Genomic DNA, 26,211 nt, shown 5'->3' with positions numbered 1-26,211 from the left:
GTTGGCGCTAGTCGCCGCTATGGGCCGTGGGCCGGCCGCCGCCCGGCAGGGCCGCGGCGATCCGGTCGACCGCTCCCGCGACGGTCTCCGGCGGCAGCAGCCCGGCGCCCTGGCCCCGGGCGAAGTCCGCGAACGCCTCCGCCGTCGTGTACCGGGGCGTGAACCCCAGGGTCTCGCGCATCTGCACGGTGTCCACGACCCGCCCGTGGGTCAGCAGCCGGAACTGCTCCGGTGAGAAGTCCGTCATACCCAGCGTACGGACCAGTGAGCCGGCCCAGGTCACCGCGGGCAGCAGCAGCGGCACGGTGGGCCGCCCGAGCCTGCGCGAACACTGGGACAGCAGCAGCACCCCGTCCCCGGCGATGTTGAAGGTGCCGCTGTTGAGGGTGCCCCGGCGCGGCTCGTGCGCGGCGAGCCGCAGCACCTCCACCACGTCGTCCTCGTGCACGAACTGGAGCCGCGGGTCGTAGCCGAACACGGTCGGCAGCACCGGCAGCGCGAAGTACGAGGCGAGCGGGGTGTCGGCGGCCGGCCCGAGGATGTTGGCGAACCGCAGCACGCACACGGCCACGTCGGGCCGGCGCCGGGCGAACCCCCGCACGTACCCCTCGACCTCGACGGTGTCCTTCGCGAAGCCGCCGCTGGGCAGCGACTTGGCCGGGGTGGTCTCGGTGAACACGGCGGGATCGCGCGGAGCGGAGCCGTACACATTGGTGCTGGACTTGACCACCAGCCGCTGGACGGCCGGCGACTTCTGGCAGGCACCGAGCAGCTGCATGGTGCCGATGACGTTGGTCTCCTTGACCGTGGCCCGGTTGCCGCCGCCGAGCGCGGTGCCCGTCACATCGAGGTGGACGACGGTGTCGGCGGCCGTCTCGGCCAGCACCCTGGCTATGGCCGGCTTGCGGATGTCGGTCTGGATGAAGTCGGCCCCGCCCAGCTGGTGCGCGGGCGGCACCGCGTCCACCGCGATGACACGCTCGACCTCCGGGTCCCGCTGGATCCGCCGCACGAACCGGCCGCCCAGCTGCCGGGCCGCCCCGGTGACGAGCACGACCTTGCCCAAGATCAGCGCCTTCCTTCCCGCGTACCGAAGTTCCGCGTTCCCCGTGAAGGCCAACTTAGCGGGTCGGTGTTGCGCCGTGATGACGCCCGGGGCGGGAGAGGCGGAATTTCCCCGGCCGGGACGAACCGGACGAGCCGGACATGGCTGTGGCCCTCCGCCGTTGCCGGCGGAGGGCCACAGAACACGCTCTCGCGGAGCGCCGCAACCGGTTCCCGCGTGCGCGGGACCGGACTACTTCTTGTTGCGACGCTGAACGCGCGTGCGCTTGAGCAGCTTGCGGTGCTTCTTCTTGGCCATCCGCTTGCGCCGCTTCTTGATAACAGAGCCCACGACTACCCTCGCTCACTTCTCATCACTCGGTTGTTTGGGCGCCATGGGCCCACACGACCTACGAGGGGCTAGCCTACCCAACCGAGCGCCGAGGTCGTAATCGAGGGTCGCCGGGATCCCCCGGAGGGGGTCGTCAGCCCGTCTCCACCCCCACATAGCTGTCGCGGAGGTACTCGTGGACCGCTTGTTCGGGGACGCGGAAGGACCGCCCCACCCGGATCGCGGGCAGATGACCGCTGTGCACCAGGCGGTACACGGTCATCTTCGACACTCGCATCACCGTGGCGACCTCCGCCACGGTAAGGAACTGAACCTCGTTCAGAGGCCTCTCGCCAGCTGCAGCCATGACACACCTGCACCTTCCGCACTCGACGGCCACCGGCTTCCCCTTCCGGTGACTCTTCGTCGTTGCGTGCTCACTCCCCAGACTAGGGGCGGGTGATACGAGTGGGGAAGAGGTGCACCCATCGGCGGCCTACTGTGACAGACACGCGCGTTTGAGTACGTAGCGGGTGAGCGGCCGGTAGTGACTAGACCGCGCTCCGTCGTCCAGGGGTACGACGACGGAGACGGCGCCCTCCGCCTGGCCGACGAACGGTGCGGGGTCGTCGGTGTCGGCCAGACCGATCGCCTCGAACCCCAGCTGACCTGCGCCGCAGACCCAGCCGTGGTCGCCGACGACCAGCTCGGGCAGGGGGCCGGGGCCGGCCGTGGCGGCCTCCAGGGCGGCCCGGACGGGCAGGGGTGAATGGCAGTGCGCGCCAGGCTCACAACCGGGGCGCCCGACCTCGGTTTCCCGCACCAACGCGACGCGTCGTACGTAGTCGATGCGGTGCGTGCGTAGGCCGAACCGGGTCAATATGTCGACACAGCGACCCTGCGCGGGGGTGAGGACCTCACATCCCGCCGCCGAGAGGGCGTCCGCGAGTGCGGCGTAGAAACCGAGCAGCGGGCGGGGGTGGCCGGTGCCGAGGAGCACGGGCGCGCCACGCTGTGCCACCGCGGCCAGCCGCCCCGCGAAGGCGTCCAGCGCGGCGAGGGTCCGCCGGGGGTCGATCACATCCGGTCCTGAAGTATGCCGGGGATCGGCCGAAACCCCACACCTCTCGGCCATCAACGCGAGCAGTTCCGGCTCTCCCCAACTCCCTTGCGGATCGATTCCGATCAGCACGCGGGGGTCCCGGGCCGCGAACAACCGGTAGCTCCTCAGGCTGCGCTCCCGGGAGGTGCCCACGACCCCGGCCAGCCCGGCGGCCGGCAGATACCTCAACACGGGTGCGATGGTGGCCCATCGACCGGCGCGGCAAGGGAAACACCGGCCCGAAACGGCACGTTCGGCCTAACGGGCTCCCGCCTCCCCGCCGTGCCGGGCGGCCGGGCGCGGCCCTTACGGCAGCAGGCCGCGCAGGGGGAACGCCGACCGGCGTGTCGCCAGGATCGCCTGGTCCAGCCGGTCCGCCGGGTCGTAGCCGTCCTCCCAGGACGACCAGGACACCGGCCAGCGGCCGTCCGTCATCCGCATCGGGGCCAGCTCGCGCGTCCGGGCGTACACCTCCTGGCGCCAGCCCTCGGGGATCACCGTCTCCGGCGCCACCGGCTTCCCCGCGGCGATGCCCACGAGGTGCGTCCAGGACCGGGGCACGACGTCCACCACGGCGTACCCGCCGCCCCCGAGCGCGATCCACTTCCCGTCGGCGTACTCGTGCGCCAGCTCGTGGCAGGCCGTCTGCACGGCCCGCTGCGCGTCCAGGGAGACGGCGAGGTGCGCCAGCGGGTCCTCGAAGTGCGTGTCGGCACCGTGCTGCGAGACCAGCACCTGCGGCCGGAACTCCGCGAGCAGCTCCGGCACCACCGCGTGGAACGCCCGTACCCACCCCGCGTCGCCCGTGCCGGCCGGCAGCGGCAGGTTCACCGCCGCCCCCTCCCCGGCGCCCGCGCCCGTCTCCTGCGGCCATCCGGACTGCGGGAACAGGGTCCGCGGGTGTTCGTGCACGGAGATCGTCAGCACCCGGGGGTCCTCCCAGAACGCGGCCTGCACCCCGTCCCCGTGGTGCACGTCCACGTCCACGTAGGCGACCCGTTCGGCCCCCAGTTCCAGCAGCCGCGCGATCGCGAGGGCCGCGTCGTTGTACACGCAGAACCCGGACGCGCCGCCCGGCATCGCGTGGTGCAGCCCGCCCGTGAAGTTCACCGCGTGCGGCGCGTCCCCCCGCCACACCGCCTCGGCCGCCGCCACCGACTGCCCGGCGATCAGCGCGGACACCTCGTGCATCCCGGCGAACGCGGGGTCGTCCAGCGTCCCGAGCCCGTACGAACCGTCCGCCCCGGCCGGATCGGCCGACGCGGCCTTCACCGCGTCGATGTAGTCCTCCCGGTGGACCAGCCGCAGCGTCGACTCCCCGGCCGGCTTGGCCGCGACGATCTCCAGCTCCCGGTCGAGCCCCAGGGCACCGACCAGTCTCCGGGTCAGTGCCAGCCGGACCGGGTCCATCGGATGACCCGGGCCGAAGTCATAGCCCGTTACTGCCTCGTCCCACATCAGCTGTGCGCGGCCGCTCATGCCCGCCACCGTATCGGTCCTGTTGAGTCGCGAACGACCTGGCGTACACGAGCGTCACCAGCACCAACACCATCGGCAGCAGCATCGCCCCCCGATAGCTCCAGGCGTCGCCCACCGCCCCCACCAACGGCGAACCGACCAGGAAACCCACGTAATTGAAGATGTTCAGCCGCGCCACGGCCGCGTCCGACGCCCCGGGGAACAGCCGTCCCGCCGCCGCGAAGGTCTGCGGCACCAGCACGCACAGCCCCAGGCCCAGCAGCGTGAACCCGAGCATCCCCGCCCATGCCCCGGGCGCCGACGCCACCACCGCGAACCCGCCGGCCGCCACCAGTGCCCCGAGCCGTACGACGGCCACGGCCCCGAACCGCCGCACCCCGAAGTCCCCCAGCGTCCGCCCGGCCAGCGTGGTCACCATGTACACGTTGTACGGCACGGTCGCCAGCTGCTCCGAGCTGCCCAGCACGTCCTTCAGGTACTTCGCGCTCCAGTTGGAGACCGTCGAGTCCCCGATGTAGGCGAAGGTCATCACCAGGCACAGCGGCAGCAGCAGCCGGAAGACCACTCCCCCGCCGCCGCTCCCCTGCGCCACCGGAGCCGGGTCCCCGTCGACGTAACCCCGGCTGCCCACCAGGGTCGCGGGTAGCAGCACCGCGACCACCGGCAGATACGACACCCACAGCGCCAGCTGCCAGTGCGCCCCGGCCCAGGCCAGCGACGCCCCGACGATTCCGCCCAGGCTGTAGGCCGCGTGGAAGCTGAGCATGATGCTGCGCCCGTACGCCCGTTGCAGACTGACCCCGAGCATGTTCATGGAGGCGTCCAGCACGCCCACGGCCAGCCCGAACACCCCCAGCGCCACCGCCACCGCGGCCAGCTGTCCCCGGCCGCCCGCTCCGGTGCCCAGCAGGGCCAGCAGCACCACCGGCTGGGACCAGCGCAGCAGCCGGCTGGGCCGGACCCGCTTCACCAGCTGCTCGGTGGCGACGCTGCCGGCCCCGGCCAGGATCGGCACCGCGGCCAGGAAGACCGGCAGCAGCGCGTCGGAGATGCCGTACCGGGCCTGGATGGCGGGGATCCGCGTCACCAGCAGGGCGAACGCGGCGCCCTGGGCGAAGAAGCCGAACGCCAGCGAGGCCCTGCCGCGCCGCAGCACATCAGTCATGGCGGCGAGCGTAGGGCCCCGGACTACCTGTGGGTAGATATCGCCAAAGGTGAATCTCCTTCAGCTTCAGGGGTGTTCAGGGACTCGGCCGTCTCGGCGGCCAGCAGCTTCTCCATCGGCTCGGCGGCCCGCGCCCCGCTGACCACGAAGGCGATCACCATCGCGGCGACCAGGAAGACGGTGCCGAGCCAGACCATCGTGTCCACGGGCACGGTGTACGCGCCCACGACCCGCGCCACGCACTCCGTGAGCAGCGCCAGGCCCCAGACGGCGGAGAAGGTCCTCTCGTGCTTCCGGAAGGCCGCCGAGCGGGCCGAGGCCCCGGTGACGAGCCGCTGCCAGGCGGCCTCCTTCGCCGGGTCCCCCTTCACCAGGAAGGGCCGCACGGCGGTGCTCATCATCGGCCGCCCGAGCCGGACGGAGATCAGGATCCCGATGCCGATGGTGCTGCTGACCGCGCCGTCCTTGGCGAGCATCAGCCGTGGGTCGCCGGAGAGGTAACCGGCCAGCAGGGAGACGACGTTGACGGCCAGGATGAGCCCGGCCAGCGCGTTGGTGCGGCGCTCGCGCACCAGGCTCCACAGGGTCCGCGCCGCCGGCACCACGCTGCTCCAGGCGAGCGCCGCGAAGGTGCTCGCGCCGAAGGCGTCCTTGAGGAGGTAGTAGGCCCCGAGGGGCACCGCCACGTCCACGATCAGCGGCCGGAAGTTGTCCAGCACGCTCGGGTTCCGCTTCTGCTGCCCGCCTCGGCCCTTGGCCCCCGTGTCCTTCGTCATGCCCCCAAGCTTCGCGGCGGGCGGGGGTGGGCCGGTAGGAACGATCGTCCGGACGTCGGCATGACAGATGTCAGGCGCCGGCCGATGGCGCGGGTCATATCAGCAGGTCGGTCAACTCGCTCATGCGGGCGAACAGTTGGGTCGCGCCGGTGAGCCGCTCGGCGGGCGTCATCGCGGTGAATCCGTACACGTCCATCCCGGCCGCCACGGCCGCCTGGACGCCCAGCGGGGAGTCCTCCACGACGGCGCAGCGCTCCGGGGCGACGCCCATCCGCTCGGCCGTGTACAGGAAGAGGTCGGGCGCGGGCTTGCCGCGGCCGACGTCCTGCGAGCTGAAGACGCGGTCCTCCTGGAACCAGCGGTCGAGCCCGGCGGTGCGGTGCCCCACCCTGATCTTCTGGTGGCTGCCGGAGGAGGCCACGCAGTACGGCACCCCGTCCGCGGTCAGCTTCTCCAGTACGTCCACCGCGCCGGGCACGGGCCGCAGCTCGCGCTCGAAGGAAGCGAAGATGCGGGCGTGCAGGACATCGTCGAAGTCGTCGGGGAGCCGGCGTCCGGTGCGTTCCAGGACCAGGTCGTGGACGCGGTGCATGGCCGACCCCATGTAGTCCCGCAGGGAGTCCTCGTACGACGTCGGGACGCCCAGCTCGGTCAGGTAGGCGGCCAGATGGCGATTGGAGATCGGCTCACTGTCGACCAGGACGCCGTCGTTGTCGAAGATGATGAGGTCGTAGCGCATACGCCAACCCTAATTGCCCTGAAACGCGGAAAACCCCCGCACCAACGGTGCGGGGGTTCCCCTCAAAAATTGTTCGGCGGCGTCCTACTCTCCCACAGGGTCCCCCCTGCAGTACCATCGGCGCTGTGAGGCTTAGCTTCCGGGTTCGGAATGTAACCGGGCGTTTCCCTCACGCTATAACCACCGAAACACTATGAAACTGACAACCAGCACAATGGTTGTTCGTGGTTTCAGAACCAACACAGTGGACGCGAGCAACTGAGGACAAGCCCTCGGCCTATTAGTACCGGTCACCTCCACCAGTTACCTGGCTTCCAGATCCGGCCTATCAACCCAGTCGTCTACTGGGAGCCTTACCCCATCAAGTGGGTGGGAGTCCTCATCTCGAAGCAGGCTTCCCGCTTAGATGCTTTCAGCGGTTATCCCTCCCGAACGTAGCCAACCAGCCATGCCCTTGGCAGAACAACTGGCACACCAGAGGTTCGTCCGTCCCGGTCCTCTCGTACTAGGGACAGCCCTTCTCAAGACTCCTACGCGCACAGCGGATAGGGACCGAACTGTCTCACGACGTTCTAAACCCAGCTCGCGTACCGCTTTAATGGGCGAACAGCCCAACCCTTGGGACCGACTCCAGCCCCAGGATGCGACGAGCCGACATCGAGGTGCCAAACCATCCCGTCGATATGGACTCTTGGGGAAGATCAGCCTGTTATCCCCGGGGTACCTTTTATCCGTTGAGCGACGGCGCTTCCACAAGCCACCGCCGGATCACTAGTCCCGACTTTCGTCCCTGCTCGACCCGTCGGTCTCACAGTCAAGCTCCCTTGTGCACTTACACTCAACACCTGATTGCCAACCAGGCTGAGGGAACCTTTGGGCGCCTCCGTTACTCTTTAGGAGGCAACCGCCCCAGTTAAACTACCCATCAGACACTGTCCCTGATCCGGATCACGGACCCAGGTTAGACATCCAGCACGACCAGACTGGTATTTCAACGACGACTCCACAACCACTGGCGTGGCCGCTTCAAAGTCTCCCAGCTATCCTACACAAGCCGAACCGAACACCAATATCAAACTGTAGTAAAGGTCCCGGGGTCTTTCCGTCCTGCTGCGCGAAACGAGCATCTTTACTCGTAGTGCAATTTCACCGGGCCTATGGTTGAGACAGTCGAGAAGTCGTTACGCCATTCGTGCAGGTCGGAACTTACCCGACAAGGAATTTCGCTACCTTAGGATGGTTATAGTTACCACCGCCGTTTACTGGCGCTTAAGTTCTCAGCTTCGCCCCACCGAAGTGAAGCTAACCGGTCCCCTTAACGTTCCAGCACCGGGCAGGCGTCAGTCCGTATACATCGCCTTACGGCTTCGCACGGACCTGTGTTTTTAGTAAACAGTCGCTTCTCGCTGGTCTCTGCGGCCACCCCCAGCTCAGACCGTAAAGATCATCACCAGGTGTGGCCCCCCTTCTCCCGAAGTTACGGGGGCATTTTGCCGAGTTCCTTAACCATAGTTCACCCGAACGCCTCGGTATTCTCTACCTGACCACCTGAGTCGGTTTAGGGTACGGGCCGCCATGAAACTCGCTAGAGGCTTTTCTCGACAGCATAGGATCATCCACTTCACCACAATCGGCTCGGCATCAGGTCTCAGCCGTATGCAAGGCGGATTTACCTACCTTGCGGCCTACACCCTTACCCCGGGACAACCACCGCCCGGGATGGACTACCTTCCTGCGTCACCCCATCACTCACCTACTAACCGCTTGGTTCAGCGGCTCCACCACTCCCCTTCGCCCGAAGGCTCCAGGGCGGCTTCACGGCCTTAGCATCACGATGCTCGATGTTTGACGCTTCACAGCGGGTACCGGAATATCAACCGGTTATCCATCGACTACGCCTGTCGGCCTCGCCTTAGGTCCCGACTTACCCTGGGCAGATCAGCTTGACCCAGGAACCCTTAGTCAATCGGCGCACACGTTTCTCACGTGTGAATCGCTACTCATGCCTGCATTCTCACTCGTCAACCGTCCACAACTACCTTCCGGTGCTGCTTCACCCGGCAGACGACGCTCCCCTACCCATCACAACACCCGTTAGGGCTATATGCTGCAATGACACGACTTCGGCGGTACGCTTGAGCCCCGCTACATTGTCGGCGCGGAATCACTAGACCAGTGAGCTATTACGCACTCTTTCAAGGGTGGCTGCTTCTAAGCCAACCTCCTGGTTGTCTGTGCGACTCCACATCCTTTCCCACTTAGCGTACGCTTAGGGGCCTTAGTCGATGCTCTGGGCTGTTTCCCTCTCGACCATGGAGCTTATCCCCCACAGTCTCACTGCCGCGCTCTCACTTACCGGCATTCGGAGTTTGGCTAAGGTCAGTAACCCGGTAGGGCCCATCGCCTATCCAGTGCTCTACCTCCGGCAAGAAACACACGACGCTGCACCTAAATGCATTTCGGGGAGAACCAGCTATCACGGAGTTTGATTGGCCTTTCACCCCTAACCACAGGTCATCCCCCAGGTTTTCAACCCTGGTGGGTTCGGTCCTCCACGAAGTCTTACCTCCGCTTCAACCTGCCCATGGCTAGATCACTCCGCTTCGGGTCTTGAGCGTGCTACTAAAATCGCCCTATTCGGACTCGCTTTCGCTACGGCTTCCCCACACGGGTTAACCTCGCAACACACCGCAAACTCGCAGGCTCATTCTTCAAAAGGCACGCAGTCACGAGGCAGGAACAAGTTCCTACCCGACGCTCCCACGGCTTGTAGGCACACGGTTTCAGGTACTATTTCACTCCCCTCCCGGGGTACTTTTCACCATTCCCTCACGGTACTATCCGCTATCGGTCACCAGGGAATATTTAGGCTTAGCGGGTGGTCCCGCCAGATTCACACGGGATTTCTCGGGCCCCGTGCTACTTGGGTGTCTCTCAAGCAAGCCGCTGACATTTCGACTACGGGGGTCTTACCCTCTACGCCGGACCTTTCGCATGTCCTTCGTCTACATCAACGGTTTCTGACTCGCCCTACGGCCGGCAGACCGTAGAAGAGAGATCCCACAACCCCGCACACGCAACCCCTGCCGGGTCTCACACGCATACGGTTTGGCCTCATCCGGTTTCGCTCGCCACTACTCCCGGAATCACGGTTGTTTTCTCTTCCTGAGGGTACTGAGATGTTTCACTTCCCCTCGTTCCCTCCACACTGCCTATGTGTTCAGCAGCGGGTGACAGCCCATGACGACTGCCGGGTTTCCCCATTCGGAAACCCCCGGATCAAAGCCTGGTTGACGACTCCCCGGGGACTATCGCGGCCTCCCACGTCCTTCATCGGTTCCTGGTGCCAAGGCATCCACCGTGCGCCCTTAAAAACTTGGCCACAGATGCTCGCGTCCACTGTGCAGTTCTCAAACAACGACCAGCCACCCATCACCCCGAACCCAAAGGTCCGAGTGCACTGGGGCCGGCGACTGAGGAGAAGTTCATTCCCTCAGACACCCAACAGCGTGCCCGACCAGAACCGTCCGAAGATCATGCGTTCCACGCCCCGAAGAGCAGTACTAGCAGCCTCCGACCTGATATACCGGCCGAGTAGTCAACGTTCCACCCATGAGCAACCAGCATCAGACATTCGCTGATGTACTGGCCTCTGACCAGGCAAGCCCGGTAAGAAGTGCTCCTTAGAAAGGAGGTGATCCAGCCGCACCTTCCGGTACGGCTACCTTGTTACGACTTCGTCCCAATCGCCAGTCCCACCTTCGACAGCTCCCTCCCACAAGGGGTTGGGCCACCGGCTTCGGGTGTTACCGACTTTCGTGACGTGACGGGCGGTGTGTACAAGGCCCGGGAACGTATTCACCGCAGCAATGCTGATCTGCGATTACTAGCGACTCCGACTTCATGGGGTCGAGTTGCAGACCCCAATCCGAACTGAGACCGGCTTTTTGAGATTCGCTCCACCTCACGGTATCGCAGCTCATTGTACCGGCCATTGTAGCACGTGTGCAGCCCAAGACATAAGGGGCATGATGACTTGACGTCGTCCCCACCTTCCTCCGAGTTGACCCCGGCGGTCTCCCGTGAGTCCCCAGCACCACAAGGGCCTGCTGGCAACACGGGACAAGGGTTGCGCTCGTTGCGGGACTTAACCCAACATCTCACGACACGAGCTGACGACAGCCATGCACCACCTGTACACCGACCACAAGGGGGGCACTATCTCTAATGCTTTCCGGTGTATGTCAAGCCTTGGTAAGGTTCTTCGCGTTGCGTCGAATTAAGCCACATGCTCCGCCGCTTGTGCGGGCCCCCGTCAATTCCTTTGAGTTTTAGCCTTGCGGCCGTACTCCCCAGGCGGGGCACTTAATGCGTTAGCTGCGGCACGGACAACGTGGAATGTTGCCCACACCTAGTGCCCACCGTTTACGGCGTGGACTACCAGGGTATCTAATCCTGTTCGCTCCCCACGCTTTCGCTCCTCAGCGTCAGTATCGGCCCAGAGATCCGCCTTCGCCACCGGTGTTCCTCCTGATATCTGCGCATTTCACCGCTACACCAGGAATTCCGATCTCCCCTACCGAACTCTAGCCTGCCCGTATCGACTGCAGACCCGGGGTTAAGCCCCGGGCTTTCACAACCGACGTGACAAGCCGCCTACGAGCTCTTTACGCCCAATAATTCCGGACAACGCTTGCGCCCTACGTATTACCGCGGCTGCTGGCACGTAGTTAGCCGGCGCTTCTTCTGCAGGTACCGTCACTTTCGCTTCTTCCCTGCTGAAAGAGGTTTACAACCCGAAGGCCGTCATCCCTCACGCGGCGTCGCTGCATCAGGCTTTCGCCCATTGTGCAATATTCCCCACTGCTGCCTCCCGTAGGAGTCTGGGCCGTGTCTCAGTCCCAGTGTGGCCGGTCGCCCTCTCAGGCCGGCTACCCGTCGTCGCCTTGGTGAGCCATTACCTCACCAACAAGCTGATAGGCCGCGGGCTCATCCTGCACCGCCGGAGCTTTACACCATCAAGGATGCCCAAGATGGTCATATCCGGTATTAGACCCCGTTTCCAGGGCTTGTCCCAGAGTGCAGGGCAGATTGCCCACGTGTTACTCACCCGTTCGCCACTAATCCACCCCGAAGGGCTTCATCGTTCGACTTGCATGTGTTAAGCACGCCGCCAGCGTTCGTCCTGAGCCAGGATCAAACTCTCCGTGAATGTTTACCGGTAATCCGGTGACACACACGGGAGCGGAACGACCGGAGGAATAGTCCGATCGTTCACAGCGTCCTCGCTGTGTTTTTTCAAAGGAACCTCGACCATCGGTGATCCGATGGACGGGGTATCAACATATCTGGCGTTGACTTTTGGCACGCTGTTGAGTTCTCAAGGAACGGTCGCTTCCTTTGTACTCACCCTCTCGGGCTTTCCTCCGGGCGCCTCCCTTCGGTGTTTCCGACTCTATCAGATCTTTTCTCGATCCGATTTCCTCGGTGCTTTCCAGGTTCCCGCTTCCGCGTTTCCCTTTCCGGCGGTTCCGACTCTATCAGATCCTTTCGGTGTCTGACTCCCAGTCAGGGGGGTTTGTCTTCCCGGCCGCTGGGCCGTTCCGACGAGTGAGACTTTAGCGGATTCCCGGCTCCCGAGCTAATCGGGGCCTGCGCCCTTTCGAACGCGGATTCCTCATTTCGCAAATACGCACGCCAAAGCATTCGACACCGAGGTGTCGAGAATGGGTGGTGCTCACGGAATGGCTGTCCGGGGACCGACCGGAGTCGGCGCTCACGTCGGACAACTCGGAGTACCTTACGGACCGCTCCGAGGTGTGTCAACTCTGGGCCGGCCCCCGTTCCCGGGTCAGTCCTTCTTGCCGGAGGCCAGCTCGCGGCTGCGGTCGCGGGCGGCCTCCAGAGCGGCGATGAGGGCCGCGCGGACACCGTGGTTCTCCAGCTCGCGGATGGCGTTGATCGTCGTACCGGCCGGAGAGGTGACGTTCTCGCGGAGCTTGACCGGGTGCTCGCCGCTGTCGCGGAGCATCACGGCGGCGCCGATCGCGGACTGGACGATGAGTTCGTGGGCCTTGTCGCGGGGCAGGCCGAGCAGGATGCCGGCGTCGGTCATGGCCTCGACCAGATAGAAGAAGTACGCCGGTCCCGAACCGGACAGGGCGGTGCAGGCGTCCTGCTGGCTCTCCGGGACGCGCAGGGTCTTGCCGACGGCGCCGAAGATGTTCTCCGCGGTGGCCAGGTGGTCCGGGGTGGCGTGGGTGCCGGCGGAGATGACGGACATGGCCTCGTCGACGAGGGCGGGGGTGTTGGTCATGACGCGGACGACCGGGGTGCCCTGGGCGAGGCGCTCCTCGAAGAACGCGGTCGGGATGCCGGCGGCGCCGCTGATGACCAGGCGGTCGGCGGGGATGTGCGGGGCCAGCTCGTCCAGAAGGGTGCCCATGTCCTGCGGCTTGACCGTGAGGATCAGGGTGTCGGCGGTCTTGGCGGCCTCGGTGTTGCCGACCGGGGTGACGCCGTAGCGGGCGCGGAGTTCTTCGGCGCGTTCGGGACGGCGGGCGGTGACCAGGAGGTCGGCGGGGGCCCAGCCGGCCCGGATCATCCCGCTGAGCAGGGCTTCGCCGATCTTCCCGGTGCCGAGTACTGCGACTTTCTGGCTCATGCGGTTCAGTCTGGCACCGGTGCTCCGGGCGGCGGGGTGGTTGTCCGGTGGGCGGAACGGCGCGCCCCGCAGGCCGTCAGCCCTTCCTGGCCACCAGCAGGAGCACGTCGTACGTCTCCTCCACGACGCCGTCCGGGAAGACCTCCAGGAGGTGGCCACGCTCCTCGTCGAGGAAGGCGGTGCGCCGGGGCTCGTCCAGGACCAGGAGAAGCGAGTGGCTGCCGATGTTGGCCAGGTGGGTGTCGAGGGTGACCCGGCGGCTCCAGCGGATCTTGTGGCGGGTGAAGTCGAGGCGGCCGCTCGGGTCCGCGAGGTCCAGCCGCTCGCCGGCCTTCGCGTACCGCTCGGCCGGGTCGAAGCCGAAGAAGCGGCCCTCGCGCTCCGCCGCCCGCGCGATCCACTCGATGTCGAAGGCGTCCGTGTTCCACCACAGCGCCAGCGCGCCGCCCGGTCGCAGCACCCGCAGCGCCTCCGGCACCGAGCGGGCCGTGTCGGTCCAGTGCCAGGCCTGGGCGTAGGTGAGGAAGTCGGTCGTGGCGTCGGCGAGGGGAAGGGCGTTGCCGTTGGCCCGCAGCAGCGGGATGTCCGGGTTGCCCCGGCGGAACTCCGCGGCCATGCCCTCGCCGGGCTCGATCGCGAGGACGTCCGCGCCGCGCGCGTGCAGCAGGGCGGTGGCGATGCCGGTGCCCGCGCCGACGTCCGCCACCCGCGCCCCGGACAGGGACCGCCCGGCCGTCTCCTCGATGGTGTCGAAGAGGGCGGGCGGGTAGGAGGGACGGCTGGCCGCGTACTGGGCGGCGGCCGCGTTGAAGGAGTGGGCGCGTGCGGAGCGCTCGGCGGCGGGCGGCTGCGTGGTCGTCATCCCCCCATGGTGACCGGCGGCCGGTGCCGGCGACAGCGGCTTTCGGCCCGCCGGGTCAGCGGCGGCGCTTCTTCTTCGCCGGGTTGCCCGAGCGGCGGGTGGTGCGTGCGGCGTGCTCCGCGCGGGCCGTCTCGTACTCCTCGCGGTGCAGTCGCTCGCCGGGGGCCTCGGTGAGGGAGCGCAGGAAGTAGGCGAGCAGGATGCCGACGAAGCCGATGGCGAGCAGGCCGCGCAGGGAGGACTGGCGCTGGGGGTCGGGGCGCTTGCCGAAGCCGCCCCAGGTGTTGCCGAAGGCGAGCGCGGTGCAGATCGTGAACATGGCGACGATCAGCACGGTCACGAAGGTGCCGGTGCCGGCGATCTCGATGCCCTGGAAGGCGAAGCGCAGCACCAGGCAGGAGACGACCGCCGCGGCGAGGGAGCCGACGGCGACCCCGGCGCGGCGCAGCGCGTAGCCGTCGTCGTGGTGCACCCAGGACGTGCCGAAGAAGCGCAGGGGTTCGGGGCGAGGGCCGCCCGCGGGGCCCTCCGGGGTGCCCGGGGTGCCGGTTTCGTCGCTCACGGGACGATTATGGCGCCGGGCGGCGGAGGGGTCGCGGGCGGGGCGACGCCGGCGGGGGTCAGCCGCAGCGGTCGGCCACGTAGCCGTCGCTGCCGGTGTGGACGTAGGCGTCGGAGACGAACTCGCCGTCGCTGATGTTGTCCCAGATGTTCGTGGTGCCGTACGTGCCGGTGACCGTGGTCCCCGGGGTCTGGCAGTAGATCGGCACCTTGGCGCCCTCGGGCAGGACCCGGGTGACGCCGTAGCTGGTGCCGGGGCCGCTGCGGACGTTCACGCGGACGCCCGGGGCGACCGGGTAATAACGGACGGACATGCGGTTTCCTCCCCCGTGAGTCCCATGGCCGCATGGGACTGCTGAATTGGCGAACGGAGGTTAGCAAGCCGCCTCGGTCTCGTACGAGCCATCGACTAGGCTCCGTGCGTCGCGCGGACGAGGAGCACGGGGGGCGGTCCAGTCGATGACGCCACAGCGCAGCACCGGAGCGGGCACGGAGGCCGATATGCCCGAGTATGCCGGTCATTACCGCCTGGAGTCACGGCTGGGGTCCGGTGGCATGGGGGTGGTCCACCTCGCCCGCAGTACGTCCGGGCTGCGGCTCGCGGTGAAGGTCGTCCACGCCGAGTTCGCGCGGGACCGGGAGTTCCGGGGGCGGTTCCGGCAGGAGGTGGCCGCGGCGCGCCGGGTCAGCGGTGCCTTCACCGCGCCGGTGGTGGACGCGGACCCCGAGGCCGAACGGCCGTGGATGGCCACGTTGTTCATTCCCGGGCCGACCCTCTCCGAGCAGGTGAAGCAGCACGGGCCGCTGGACGCCGGGCAGTTGCGGCGGCTGATGGCGGGGCTCGCGGAGGCATTGCGCGACATCCACCGGGTGGGCGTGGTGCACCGGGATCTCAAGCCGGGCAACGTACTGCTCGCGGAGGACGGTCCGAAGGTCATCGACTTCGGTATCTCCCGCCCCAAGGACAGCGAACTGCGCACGGAGACCGGGAAGTTGATCGGGACGCCGCCGTTCATGGCGCCCGAGCAGTTCCGGCGGCCGCGGGAGGTGGGGCCGGCCGCGGACATCTTCGCGCTGGGTTCGGTGCTGGTGCACGCGGCGACCGGGCGGGGGCCGTTCGACTCCGACAGTCCGTATGTCGTCGCCTATCAGGTGGTGCACGACGAGCCCGATCTGTCGGGGGTGCCGCAAGGTCTGGCGCCGCTCGTCGAACGCTGTCTGGCCAAGGACCCGGAGGACCGGCCCACGCCGGACGAACTGATGCGGCGGCTGCGGTCGGTGGCGGCGGCTTACGACACGCAGGCGTTCATACCGGCGCAGCGGACCTCGGACGCCGTGGGTGCGGTGGACTCCGCCGTGGACGTGCCGCGGTCCGCGGCGGAGGAGAAGGACGAGGGGGAGACGAGGAAGTCGCGGGGCCGGGGTCTGCGGCCGGGGCGGCTCGCGGCCGTGGTGGCGGGGACGCTCGGGCTCGTGGCGGGCGGGGTGCTGGCCTCTGTGCACTGGCTGGGCGACGACGCGGAGCCGGGGAACCCGAGGACGGCGGCGGTGGGGTTCGCCGGGTGGCGGACGAAGCCGGTCGCCGGGCAGACGGCCGCGCCCCGGTGCGCCTTCGGCGCGGGGAAGCTGCTGTGCACCGGCGCCGGGCAGGCGTACGCGCTCGACGCGCGCGGTGGCCGGGTGCTGTGGCGGCATCCCTTCGCGGGGGCGCGCTGGAGCGGGGCCCCGGTGGTGTCGGGCGGGCTGGTGCAGGTGCGCGACCAGGCCGGGGACGCGGTGGCGCTGGACCCGGGCACGGGCCGGACCCGCTGGCGGCGCGCCCTGCCCACGGGCGCCGGCACCCAGTACACGGCCACGACGCTGCTGATCACGGGCGCGGACAGCACGGTCACGGGGGTCGACGGCCGCTCGGGGCAAACGAGCTGGAGCCATCGGCTGCCGGGTGAGGGCCGGCCGCGCGTCGACACCTTCCCGGCCGACGGGTCGGCCGGTGCGCCCGCCTATGCGACGACGACCGGCGCCGACGGCGGGAGCACCCGGGTCGTCGCCTTCGACCCGGCCACGGGTGCGGTGCGCTGGGACACCCGGCTGACCGGGCTGCTCCGGCCGGCCGGGGCCGAGGGCGGCAGCGTGTACTTCACGGCGGCCGATCCGGTGTACGGCGACACCGATGCCGTGGTGCGGTACGACGCCGCGTCCCGGACCGCGCGCCGGGTGCCGCTGCCGGCGCCCCGGCCGGACGTGCACGCCGCCGTGCGCCGCGGTGTGGTCTACCTGCTGGACGTGAACGGCGGTCTGGACGCCGTGGACACCGGGGCCGGCGAGCGGCTGTGGCACCTGGAGACGTCGGTGAGCCGCGGCTCGGCGCCGGTCACCGGGGACCGGTACCTGTACTTCTCGGCGGGTGACGGCCGGCTGCTGGCCGTGGACGTGCGCGGCGGGCGGCTCGCGGGGCAGACGCCGGCCCGGCCGGGGGCCGGTTCGGAGGGGGTCGCCGCGCTGCGGGCCGTGCCCGTCCTCGCCGCCCCGCAGGTGTACGGCACCGCTCCGGACGGCTCGGTGTTCGCGCTCGACGGGCGGGACCCGTCGGCCTGGTGAGACGGGAAGGGGCCGCCCCCCTGAGGGAGGCGGCCCCTTCCGGCTGTCGCGGGGATCAGCCGAGCTTGCTCACGTCGCGCACCGCGCCCTTGTCGGCGCTGGTCGCCATCGCGGCGTAGGCGCGCAGGGCGGCGGAGACCTTGCGCTCGCGGTTCTTCGGGGCGTAGGTGCCGTTCAGCTCCTCGGTGCGGCGGGCCAGTTCGGCGTCGTCCACCAGCAGTTCGATCGACCGGTTCGGGATGTCGATGCGGATGCGGTCGCCGTCCCGGACGAGGGCGATGGTGCCGCCGGAGGCCGCCTCCGGGGAGGCGTGGCCGATGGAGAGGCCCGAAGTGCCGCCCGAGAAGCGGCCGTCGGTGATCAGCGCGCAGCTCTTGCCGAGGCCGCGGCCCTTCAGGTACGACGTCGGGTACAGCATCTCCTGCATGCCGGGGCCGCCCTTGGGGCCCTCGTAGCGGATGACGACGACGTCGCCCTCCTTGACCTCCTGGGTGAGGATGCGCTGGACGGCCTCCTCCTGGGACTCGCAGACCACGGCCGGGCCCTCGAAGGTCCAGATCGACTCGTCGACGCCGGCCGTCTTGACCACGCAGCCGTCGACGGCCAGGTTGCCCCTGAGGACCGCGAGGCCGCCGTCCTTGGAGTAGGCGTGCTCGACGGAGCGGATGCAGCCGCCCTCGGCGTCGTCGTCCAGGGTGTCCCAGCGCTCGGACTGGGAGAAGGCCTCGGCGGAGCGGACGCAGCCGGGGGCCGCGTGCCACAGCTCGACGGCCTCGGGGGACGGGGAGCCGCCGCGCACGTCCCAGGTCTTGAGCCAGTCGGCGAGGGACGGGCTGTGCACGGCGTGCACGTCCTCGTTGAGCAGGCCGGCCCGGTGCAGCTCGCCGAGCAGGGCGGGGATGCCGCCGGCGCGGTGCACGTCCTCCATGTAGTAGGTGCGGTTCTTGGCGACGTTGGGGGCGACCTTGGCGAGGCAGGGGACGCGGCGGGAGACGGCGTCGATCTGCTCCAGGCCGAAGGGGACGCCCGCCTCCTGGGCGGCGGCCAGCAGGTGCAGGATCGTGTTGGTGGAGCCGCCCATCGCGATGTCCAGGGCCATGGCGTTCTCGAAGGCCTGGAAGGTGGCGATGTTGCGCGGCAGGACGGTGTCGTCGTCCTGCTCGTAGTAGCGGCGGGTGAGGTCCATGACCGTGCGGGCCGCGTCGACGTAGAGCCGCTTGCGCGCGGTGTGGGTGGCGAGGACCGAGCCGTTGCCCGGCAGGGAGAGGCCGATGGCCTCGGTGAGGCAGTTCATCGAGTTGGCGGTGAACATGCCGGAACAGCTGCCGCAGGTCGGGCAGGCGTTCTCCTCGATGCGCAGGATGTCGGCGTCGGAGACCTTGTCGTTGGCGGCCTCGGAGATGGCGTCGATCAGGTCGAGGGAGCGGACGGTGCCGTCGACCAGGGTGGCGCGGCCGGCCTCCATGGGTCCGCCGGAGACGAAGACCGTCGGGATGTTCAGGCGCAGGGCGGCCATCAGCATGCCCGGGGTGATCTTGTCGCAGTTGGAGATGCAGACCAGGGCGTCGGCGCAGTGGGCCTCCACCATGTACTCCACCGAGTCCGCGATCAGGTCGCGGGAGGGCAGCGAGTAGAGCATGCCGCCGTGGCCCATGGCGATGCCGTCGTCCACGGCGATGGTGTTGAACTCGCGCGGGATGCCGCCCGCCTCGGTGATCGCCTCGCTGACGATGCGGCCGACCGGCTGGAGGTGGGTGTGGCCCGGCACGAACTCGGTGAAGGAGTTCGCGACCGCGATGATCGGCTTACGGCCGATGTCCGCGCCGGGTACACCGGAGGCGCGCATAAGGGCGCGGGCGCCCGCCATGTTGCGGCCGTGGGTGACTGTGCGGGACCTCAGCTCGGGCATCGTCGCTCGCTCCTCGATGGACAATTCTGGCTTTCTCCGAGACTACGCCGCCGCTCCAAGGGATGGACACGGTTGTCCGCGATGCGGGACGAGCGTTTCACCCCGGGGTGGTGTCAGGGGTGCGTGAGGTGCCGCTGCAGGACGGGTGCCACGTGCGCGACGAGCTGCTCCGGGTCGGCCGAGGCCAGCGGTTCCAGCCTGATCACGTACCGCAGCACGATCGCCCCCACCAGCTGGGCGGCGGCCAGCTGGGCGCGCAGCTCGGCGTCCGGCAGCCGCAGGCGGGCGGCGACGCGGTGGGTCAGCTGCTCGGCGACCAGGCGGCGGAAGACGGCGGCGGCGGTGTCGTCGGTGAGCGCGGAGCGGAGGATCGCCAGCAGCGGTGCCCGGGTCGCCGGGTTCTCCCAGACGTCGAACATGAAACGGGCCAGCCGCTCCCCCACCGCCTCCGGCGGGCCCTCGGCCAGGGTGTCCGGGGCGCCGAGGGCGGGGGCGAAGGCGACCTCCACGGCCGCCGCGAAGACCTGTTCCTTGGTGCCGAAGTAGTGGTGGACCAGCGCGGGGTCCACACCGGCCGCCCGGGCGATCCGGCGCACGGACGTCCGGTCGTAGCCGTGCGCGGAGAACTCCTCGCGGGCCGCCGCGAGGATGCGGTCGCGGGTGCCCGCGGAGTCGGTGCGCGGGGGCCGGCCGCGGCGGCGCGCGGCGGGGCCGGGCGCGTCGGCGGGGCCGGTCATCGCCGGGGGAGGCGGACGGCGGCGGCCAGGTGCTTGCGGGTGAAGGCCAGGGCCTCGGCGAGGTCGGCCTCGCGCTCGGCACTCGACATCGCCCGCCGGGTGTTGACCTCGATGACGACGTGGCCGTCGAACCCGGAGACGGTCAGGTGTTCCAGCAGTTCGGCGCAGGGCTGGGTGCCGCGGCCCGGCACCAGGTGCTCGTCCTTGGCCGAGCCGCGCCCGTCGGCGAGGTGCACGTGTCCGAGCCGGTCGCCCATGCGGTCGATCATCGCCAGGGCGTCGGTGCGGGCCGTCGCCGTGTGGCTGAGGTCGATCGTGAAGTGCCGGTAGTCGTCGCCGGTGACGTCCCAGGCGGGGGCGTAGGCGAGCATCTCGCGGTCGCGGTAGCGCCAGGGGTACATGTTCTCGACGGCGAACCGCACGTCGGTCTCGTCCGCCATCCGCCAGATCCCGGCGACGAAGTCGCGGGCGTACTGCCGCTGCCAGCGGAACGGGGGGTGGACGACGACGGTGGAGGCGCCCAGTTTCTCGGCGGCCGCCTGCGCCCGGCGCAGCTTGGTCCAGGGGTCCGTGGACCACACCCGCTGGGTGATCAGCAGACAGGGCGCGTGGACGGCCAGGACCGGGATGCCGTGGTAGTCCGACAGCCGGCGCAGCGCCTCGATGTCCTGGCTGACCGGGTCGGTCCACACCATGACCTCGACGCCGTCGTATCCCAGCCGCGCGGCGATCTCGAAGGCCGTCGCCGTGGACTCCGGATACACGGAGGCTGTCGACAGCGCGACGGGCACGTCCCTTGGTTCAGCCACGTCCGTCACCTTAAAGGGTCCGGCGGGGCGGGTGCCGGGTGCCGGTTCGCCGTTGTGAGGTTTGCCATGGGGCGCGCTCTCAGGCCGTGCCCATGTGGTCGAGGCGCCGCAGGATGACGCCCTCGCGCAGCGCCCACGGGCATATCTCCAGGCTCTCCACGCCGAAGAGGTCCATCGCGCCCTCGGCCACCAGGGCGCCGGCGAGGAGCTGGGCCGCCCTGCCGTCGGAGACGCCGGGCAGTTCGGCGCGCTGGTCGATGGTCATGGCCGACAGGCGCGGGACCCAGGCCTCCAGGGACTCGCGCTTGAGTTCGCGCTGCACGTAGAGGCCCTCGGCGCTGCGGGCGGCGCCGGCGATGCGGGCCAGCTGTTTGAAGGTCTTGGAGGTGGCGACGACGTGGTCGGGGGCGCCGAAGCGGGCGAACTCGCCGACCGTGCGGGCGATCTCCGCGCGGACGTGGCGGCGCAGGGCGCGCACGTCGTCCGGGGCGGGCGGGTCGCCGGGCAGCCAGCCGGCGGTGAGCCGGCCGGCGCCGAGCGGGAGGGAGGCGGCGGCGTCCGGCTCCTCGTCGATGCCGAAGGCGATCTCCAGGGAGCCGCCGCCGATGTCCAGGACCAGCAGCTTCCCGGCGGACCAGCCGAACCAGCGGCGCACCGCGAGGAAGGTGAGGCGGGCCTCCTCGGCGCCGGAGAGGACCTGGAGTCGTACGCCGGTCTCGTCGGCGACCCGGGCGAGGACCTCGTCGGCGTTGCTCGCCTCGCGGACGGCGGAGGTCGCGAACGGCAGCAGGTCCTCGACGCCCTTGTCCTCGGCGGCCTGGAGGGCGTCGCGTACGACGTCGACGAGCTTCTCGATGCCGGCGTCTCCGATGGCGCCGCCGTCGTCGAGGAGTTGGGCGAGCCGAAGGTCGGCCTTGTGCGAATGGGCGGGCAGCGGGCGCGCGCCGGGGTGGGCGTCCACCACCAGCAGATGCACCGTGTTCGAACCCACGTCCAGGACACCGAGTCTCATGTACGGAACGCTACTGCCAGAACGCGGCTCCTCGGCCCCCGGTCCGGGGGCGGGGCGCTTACCCTGGACGGGTGCCAAAGACGAAAAAGGCGAAGTCGGCAAAAGCTGAAAAGGCGGACAAGGTGCGCAAGGCCGCCAAAGCTTCCAAGGGGTCGAAGGTGAGCGACGAGAAGGGGCTCGACTTCGCGCGCGCGTGGGTGGAGTTTCCCGATCCGGCGGACGACGAGCAGGTCTTCCGCTGCGATCTGACCTGGCTGACCTCGCGCTGGAACTGCATCTTCGGCAGCGGCTGCCAGGGCATCCAGGCGGGCCGCGCGGACGACGGCTGCTGCTCGCTGGGCGCGCACTTCTCCGACGAGGACGACGAGAAGCGGGTCGCCGAGCACGTGGCCCGGCTCACGCCGGACATCTGGCAGCACCACGACGAGGGCGTGCGCGGCGGCTGGGTCTCGGAGGACGAGGAGGGGTCCCGGCAGACGCGGCCCTTCCAGGGGTCCTGCATCTTCCAGAACCGGCCGGGGTTCGCGGGCGGCGCGGGCTGCTCGCTGCACATCCTGGCGCTGAAGGAGGGGCGGGAGCCGCTGGAGACCAAGCCGGACGTGTGCTGGCAGCTGCCGATCCGGCGGACGTACGAGTGGATCGACCGGCCCGACGACACGCGGGTGCTCCAGGTGTCCATCGGGGAGTACGACCGCAGGGGCTGGGGCCCCGGCGGCCACGACCTGCACTGGTGGTGCACGTCGGCGACCTCGGCGCACGGGGCGGGCGAGCCGGTGTACGTCTCCTACCGCGCCGAACTCACGGAGCTGATGGGCAAGGCGGGGTACGACCGCCTGGTCGAACTGTGCGAGCAGCGCCTGGCGTCGGCGCTCCCGGTCGTGGCCCCGCACCCGGCGGACCCGGCGCCGTAGCCGCTCGGCGCCGCCTCACGCCCGCGCTTCGCGCCGCGGCTTCCCGCTCGAAGAGCCCCTCGGCGCCCCCGGCCACGCACGGTCCGGGCGGGCGCCGAGGGGCTCTTCTCGGCACGGCTTCGAGCGCGCCGGCGTGGCTGCCTACGTGTCCGACGGGCTCGGTGTCTCGGTGGGGGTCGGCGGCGGGGGCGTGGGGGTGGGGGTGTCCGAGGGCGGTGGGGGCGTGGGTTCCGTGGGCGGGGAGGCCGGGGTGGTGGGCGGGGGTGCGGTGGGGATGCTCGGGGTCGGGGTGGGCGAGGGCGGTACGGGGTGGCGGCTCGGGGCCGTGCCGTAGCCGGTGATGGTGACCACCGCGCCGGCCGGGGAGACGGCCACCTGGGCGCGCCAGGGGCCCGAGGGCTCGCGGAGGTGGTCGACGTAGGCCTTCACCGTCACGGAGGTGCCGGGGTCGAGGGTGCCCGAGGACCGGCTCAGATAGAGCCAGGACGCTCCCGTGGTCGCCGACCAGCGCAGGGCGGACGAGCCGGTGGCCGTCAGGGTGATCAGGGTGGTGTCGCCGTCGTTCGCCGCGGTCACCGTCAGACCGCCGGCGGCGGCCGCGCCGGTTCCGGAGACGCCGCGCACCTCCACCGAGACGTCCGACTTGCCGTCCTCGCCCGGACGCTTCACGCGCGCGCTGCCCGCGTTCTCGTAGCCGCCCGTGCCGCCGCCCCCGAGCGTGTCGGGGCCCTGGGCCTCGCGGGTGGTGCCGTGGTGGCCGTCGCCCTCTCCGGCCGGCGCGCCCCGGTAGGCGGCCCACAGGGCGAGCACGGGTGCCGCCACCACCGTCGCGACCACCGTCGTCGTCACCGCGCGGGCGCGCAGCCGGTCGCGGCGGGCCGCGCGGTCCTTCGGGTCCATCGGGAAGCCGCGGCGGTCGAAGCGGGGGGCGGCCGCGACCCGCGACCGGGAGAGCGCGGCGAGGGCCGCGCGGGGCGCCTCCAGGACCGGCAGCTCGGCGGGGGTGACCGTGGTGCCGGGCCAGCGGCCGGGGGCCGCGCGCTCGGCGGTGCGGCGGCAGCGCGGGCAGTCGTCGACGTGCCGGACCAGTTCGCGGCGCAGCGCCGTGGAGAGGATCAGCCGGTTGTCCCCGGTGAGGTGCGCGACGCTCGGGCAGCCGCCGGTCTCCACCACGGCGAGCGCGGCGCGGGTGCGCTCGACCTCGCAGGCGGCCGCGGCGAGCAGATCGCGGGCGGCGGCCGGTGCCATGCCGAGGACGGCGGCGACCTCGCGGGCGGTGAGGTGGTGGCGGACGGCGAGTTCCAGGGCCTCGCGCTGCTCGGGGGTGGTGCCGGCCGCCTCCGGCCAGGCGAGCAGGGCCAGATCCCGGCGCCGTTGTTCCTGGAGCGGCGCGGGGAGGGCGGGTCCGGACGGCTCCTGTCCGGCCGGCCCGCCGGTGCGGCCCGCCGCGTGCGCGGCGTGCCGCCTCTGTTTGGCCTCGGCCAGCTTGCGCAGGCATGACCAGCGGGCCAGCGCGTACAGCCAGGCCCTGCGGTCGTCGTCGGCGGCGGGGACGCGGTGCGCGCGCCGCTCGGCCAGCGCGAGGGCGTCGCCCAGGGCGGCGGTGGCCGCGTCGTGGTCGCACAGGACGGACAGGCAGTAGGTGAACAGGCCGTCCAGGTACGGCTCGTGGCTTGCCGACGCGCGGCGGGCGATGGAGCGCGCGGCGGCCCGGTCGCGCGCCTCACGTGCCCTGCGGGCATCGGGCGCCCCGTGAGCATCACGAGCGTCGTCTGCCTCGCGCGGCTCGGGCGCCTGCGCACGGTCGCCGGGTTCACGCGTCTCGCGCGCCTTTCGCGCCCGGCCGTGCGCCCGGTACGCGCCGGTGGTGCGGGTGGTGGTCTCCGGGCTGCTGCTCATCACCCGTGCGACCGTAGGCCGCGGCGGAGCGTCCCTTCCGGAGCCTTGAGCTGTTTTAATCCGTACGGGTGAAACGATCCCTCATAAGGGGACAGGAGCCCTCTGGCACACGGCTGAATAGGGACGGCCGGTGACCGGTACGGGTCCACCCACATGGCGGTCCCCCGTCCCGCTGTCAGTGCCGCGGGCTACGGTTTCCGCATGGCTGCCCGTACCAAGACCACCAAGGACCGCCCGTCCTACCGCTGCACCGAGTGCGGCTGGCAGACGGCCAAGTGGCTCGGCCGCTGCCCCGAGTGCCAGGCGTGGGGCACGGTCGAGGAGTACGGCGCGCCCGCCGTGCGCACCACGGCGCCCGGCCGGGTCGTGAACTCCGCGCTGCCCATCGGCCAGGTCGACGGCCGGCAGGCCACCGCCCGCTCCACCGGCGTGCCCGAGCTGGACCGGGTGCTCGGCGGCGGACTGGTACCGGGCGCGGTGGTACTGCTCGCGGGCGAGCCGGGCGTCGGCAAGTCCACCCTGCTGCTGGACGTGGCGGCCAAGGCGGCGAGCGAGGAGCACCGCACCCTCTATGTCACGGGCGAGGAGTCGGCGAGCCAGGTGCGGCTGCGCGCCGACCGCATCGGCGCCCTGCACGACCAGCTGTACCTGGCCGCGGAGACCGACCTGTCCGCGGTCCTCGGTCACTTGGACGAGGTCAAGCCGTCCCTGCTGGTCCTCGACTCGGTGCAGACCGTCGCCTCCCCGGAGATCGAGGGGGCGCCCGGCGGCATGGCCCAGGTGCGCGAGGTGGCCGGGGCGCTGATCCGCGCCTCCAAGGAGCGCGGCATGTCCACGCTGCTGGTGGGCCACGTCACCAAGGACGGCGCCATCGCGGGCCCCCGCCTCCTGGAGCACCTGGTGGACGTCGTGCTGCACTTCGAGGGCGACCGGCACGCCCGGCTGCGCCTGGTGCGCGGCGTGAAGAACCGGTACGGCGCCACCGACGAGGTCGGCTGCTTCGAACTGCACGACGAGGGCATCACCGGCCTCGCCGACCCCAGCGGCCTCTTCCTCACCCGGCGCGACGAACCGGTGCCGGGCACCTGTCTGACCGTGACCCTGGAGGGCCGCCGCCCGCTGGTCGCGGAGGTGCAGGCGCTGACCGTCGACTCCCAGATCCCCTCCCCCCGGCGCACGACGTCCGGCCTGGAGACCTCCCGGGTGTCGATGATGCTGGCCGTGCTCGAACAGCGCGGCCGGATCAGCGCGCTCGGCAAGCGGGACATCTACTCGGCGACGGTCGGCGGGGTGAAGCTGTCCGAACCGGCCGCCGACCTGGCGATCGCCCTCGCGCTGGCCTCCGCGGCGAGCGACACCCCGCTGCCGAAGAACCTGGTCGCCATCGGCGAGGTGGGACTGGCGGGCGAGGTGAGGCGGGTCACGGGCGTGCAGCGCAGACTCGCCGAGGCGCACCGGCTGGGCTTCACGCATGCCCTGGTGCCGGGCGATCCGGGGAAGATCCCGCCGGGGATGAAGGTGCTGGAAGTCGCCGACATGGGAGATGCGCTGCGGGTCCTGCCCCGCTCCCGTCGCCGAGAGGCCCCACGGGAGGCGGAGGACCGCCGGTAGAC

General features: G+C 69.9%; 20 protein-coding genes and 3 rRNA genes. 3 read left to right on the top strand and 20 right to left on the bottom strand.

Features of this window, described 5'->3' with window-relative positions; translation table 11 throughout:
- Window positions 1-7 precede the first annotated feature (7 nt).
- The 15 genes from BLW85_RS22110 to BLW85_RS22035 form a co-directional block, all read right to left on the bottom strand.
- A complete protein-coding gene (locus tag BLW85_RS22110; protein ID WP_074992933.1) occupies window positions 8-1,066 on the bottom strand; it encodes an NAD-dependent epimerase/dehydratase family protein in 1,059 nt (352 codons plus the stop codon).
- A 231-nt stretch (window positions 1,067-1,297) separates the two neighbouring features.
- On the bottom strand, window positions 1,298-1,396 hold the full coding sequence (locus BLW85_RS22105; RefSeq protein WP_003948845.1) for a 30S ribosomal protein bS22: 99 nt from the start codon (window positions 1,394-1,396) through the stop codon (window positions 1,298-1,300).
- A gap of 133 nt (window positions 1,397-1,529) precedes the next feature.
- Window positions 1,530-1,742, bottom strand: coding sequence for a helix-turn-helix domain-containing protein (locus tag BLW85_RS22100; protein WP_070022648.1), 213 nt, complete (start codon window positions 1,740-1,742; stop codon window positions 1,530-1,532).
- Between the two features lie 129 nt (window positions 1,743-1,871).
- Entirely contained in the window at window positions 1,872-2,678 is an 807-nt protein-coding gene (locus BLW85_RS22095; RefSeq protein WP_074992932.1) for a phosphatase, read from the bottom strand.
- A 105-nt stretch (window positions 2,679-2,783) separates the two neighbouring features.
- On the bottom strand, window positions 2,784-3,956 hold the full coding sequence (locus BLW85_RS22090; RefSeq protein WP_070022657.1) for an acetoin utilization protein AcuC: 1,173 nt from the start codon (window positions 3,954-3,956) through the stop codon (window positions 2,784-2,786).
- Complete coding sequence (locus BLW85_RS22085) at window positions 3,907-5,121, bottom strand: MFS transporter (RefSeq protein ID WP_107409159.1); 1,215 nt, start codon at window positions 5,119-5,121, stop codon at window positions 3,907-3,909. The genes BLW85_RS22090 and BLW85_RS22085 overlap by 50 nt, the downstream gene beginning before the upstream one ends.
- A 23-nt stretch (window positions 5,122-5,144) precedes the next feature.
- Window positions 5,145-5,897 carry a VC0807 family protein gene (locus BLW85_RS22080; RefSeq protein ID WP_079172390.1) on the bottom strand — a complete coding sequence of 251 codons (753 nt, stop codon included), beginning with the start codon at window positions 5,895-5,897 and terminating at the stop codon, window positions 5,145-5,147.
- Window positions 5,898-5,991: 94 nt separating this feature from the next.
- Complete coding sequence (locus BLW85_RS22075) at window positions 5,992-6,636, bottom strand: HAD family hydrolase (RefSeq protein WP_074992931.1); 645 nt, start codon at window positions 6,634-6,636, stop codon at window positions 5,992-5,994.
- 71 nt (window positions 6,637-6,707) lie between these two features.
- Window positions 6,708-6,824 (bottom strand): 5S ribosomal RNA (gene rrf, locus BLW85_RS22070).
- A gap of 72 nt (window positions 6,825-6,896) precedes the next feature.
- Window positions 6,897-10,018, bottom strand: a 23S ribosomal RNA gene (locus BLW85_RS22065).
- A gap of 305 nt (window positions 10,019-10,323) precedes the next feature.
- Window positions 10,324-11,848, bottom strand: a 16S ribosomal RNA gene (locus BLW85_RS22060).
- Together the 16S, 23S and 5S rRNA genes form the textbook arrangement of a ribosomal RNA operon.
- Window positions 11,849-12,487: 639 nt before the next feature.
- Window positions 12,488-13,300, bottom strand: coding sequence for a pyrroline-5-carboxylate reductase (proC, locus tag BLW85_RS22050; protein WP_070022510.1), 813 nt, complete (start codon window positions 13,298-13,300; stop codon window positions 12,488-12,490).
- Window positions 13,301-13,376: 76 nt separating this feature from the next.
- Window positions 13,377-14,162, bottom strand: coding sequence for a class I SAM-dependent methyltransferase (locus BLW85_RS22045; protein ID WP_070022509.1), 786 nt, complete (start codon window positions 14,160-14,162; stop codon window positions 13,377-13,379).
- A gap of 55 nt (window positions 14,163-14,217) precedes the next feature.
- A complete protein-coding gene (locus tag BLW85_RS22040; protein WP_070022508.1) occupies window positions 14,218-14,724 on the bottom strand; it encodes a hypothetical protein in 507 nt (168 codons plus the stop codon).
- A gap of 58 nt (window positions 14,725-14,782) precedes the next feature.
- A complete protein-coding gene (locus BLW85_RS22035) occupies window positions 14,783-15,037 on the bottom strand; it encodes an SH3 domain-containing protein (RefSeq protein ID WP_070022507.1) in 255 nt (84 codons plus the stop codon).
- Between the two features lie 145 nt (window positions 15,038-15,182).
- Here BLW85_RS22035 and BLW85_RS22030 point away from each other — a divergent pair, with 145 nt between their 5' ends.
- Entirely contained in the window at window positions 15,183-17,321 is a 2,139-nt protein-coding gene (locus BLW85_RS22030) for a serine/threonine-protein kinase (protein WP_074992929.1), read from the top strand.
- 55 nt (window positions 17,322-17,376) lie between these two features.
- Here the strand turns inward: BLW85_RS22030 and ilvD are convergent, their stop codons facing one another.
- The 4 genes from ilvD to BLW85_RS22010 form a co-directional block, all read right to left on the bottom strand.
- Complete coding sequence (ilvD, locus tag BLW85_RS22025; RefSeq protein WP_074992928.1) at window positions 17,377-19,230, bottom strand: dihydroxy-acid dehydratase; 1,854 nt, start codon at window positions 19,228-19,230, stop codon at window positions 17,377-17,379.
- A gap of 113 nt (window positions 19,231-19,343) precedes the next feature.
- The gene (locus BLW85_RS22020; RefSeq protein WP_074992927.1) at window positions 19,344-19,967 is read right to left on the bottom strand and encodes a TetR/AcrR family transcriptional regulator; all 624 of its coding nucleotides are present in this window, start codon (window positions 19,965-19,967) and stop codon (window positions 19,344-19,346) included.
- On the bottom strand, window positions 19,964-20,776 hold the full coding sequence (locus tag BLW85_RS22015) for a sugar phosphate isomerase/epimerase family protein (RefSeq protein ID WP_070022503.1): 813 nt from the start codon (window positions 20,774-20,776) through the stop codon (window positions 19,964-19,966). The genes BLW85_RS22020 and BLW85_RS22015 overlap by 4 nt, the downstream gene beginning before the upstream one ends.
- 79 nt (window positions 20,777-20,855) lie before the next feature.
- On the bottom strand, window positions 20,856-21,788 hold the full coding sequence (locus BLW85_RS22010; RefSeq protein WP_074992926.1) for a Ppx/GppA family phosphatase: 933 nt from the start codon (window positions 21,786-21,788) through the stop codon (window positions 20,856-20,858).
- A gap of 71 nt (window positions 21,789-21,859) precedes the next feature.
- Between BLW85_RS22010 and BLW85_RS22005 the strand changes: the two genes are divergently transcribed.
- Window positions 21,860-22,699: a DUF3109 family protein gene (locus BLW85_RS22005; protein WP_070022501.1), complete on the top strand. Its 840-nt coding sequence runs from the start codon at window positions 21,860-21,862 to the stop codon at window positions 22,697-22,699.
- 141 nt (window positions 22,700-22,840) lie between these two features.
- Here the strand turns inward: BLW85_RS22005 and BLW85_RS22000 are convergent, their stop codons facing one another.
- Entirely contained in the window at window positions 22,841-24,598 is a 1,758-nt protein-coding gene (locus tag BLW85_RS22000) for a BACON domain-containing protein (RefSeq protein ID WP_079172389.1), read from the bottom strand.
- A 201-nt stretch (window positions 24,599-24,799) separates the two neighbouring features.
- On the opposite strand from BLW85_RS22000, the gene radA reads away from it, so the two are divergent.
- Window positions 24,800-26,209, top strand: coding sequence for a DNA repair protein RadA (radA, locus tag BLW85_RS21995; protein ID WP_070022522.1), 1,410 nt, complete (start codon window positions 24,800-24,802; stop codon window positions 26,207-26,209).
- Window positions 26,210-26,211: the final 2 nt, after the last annotated feature.

The sequence above is a fragment of the Streptomyces misionensis genome (genome assembly GCF_900104815.1).
Lineage (GTDB): Bacteria > Actinomycetota > Actinomycetes > Streptomycetales > Streptomycetaceae > Streptomyces > Streptomyces misionensis.
Note: the sequence above shows the minus strand (reverse complement) of the source record. Positions and strands in the feature narration are given on the sequence as shown.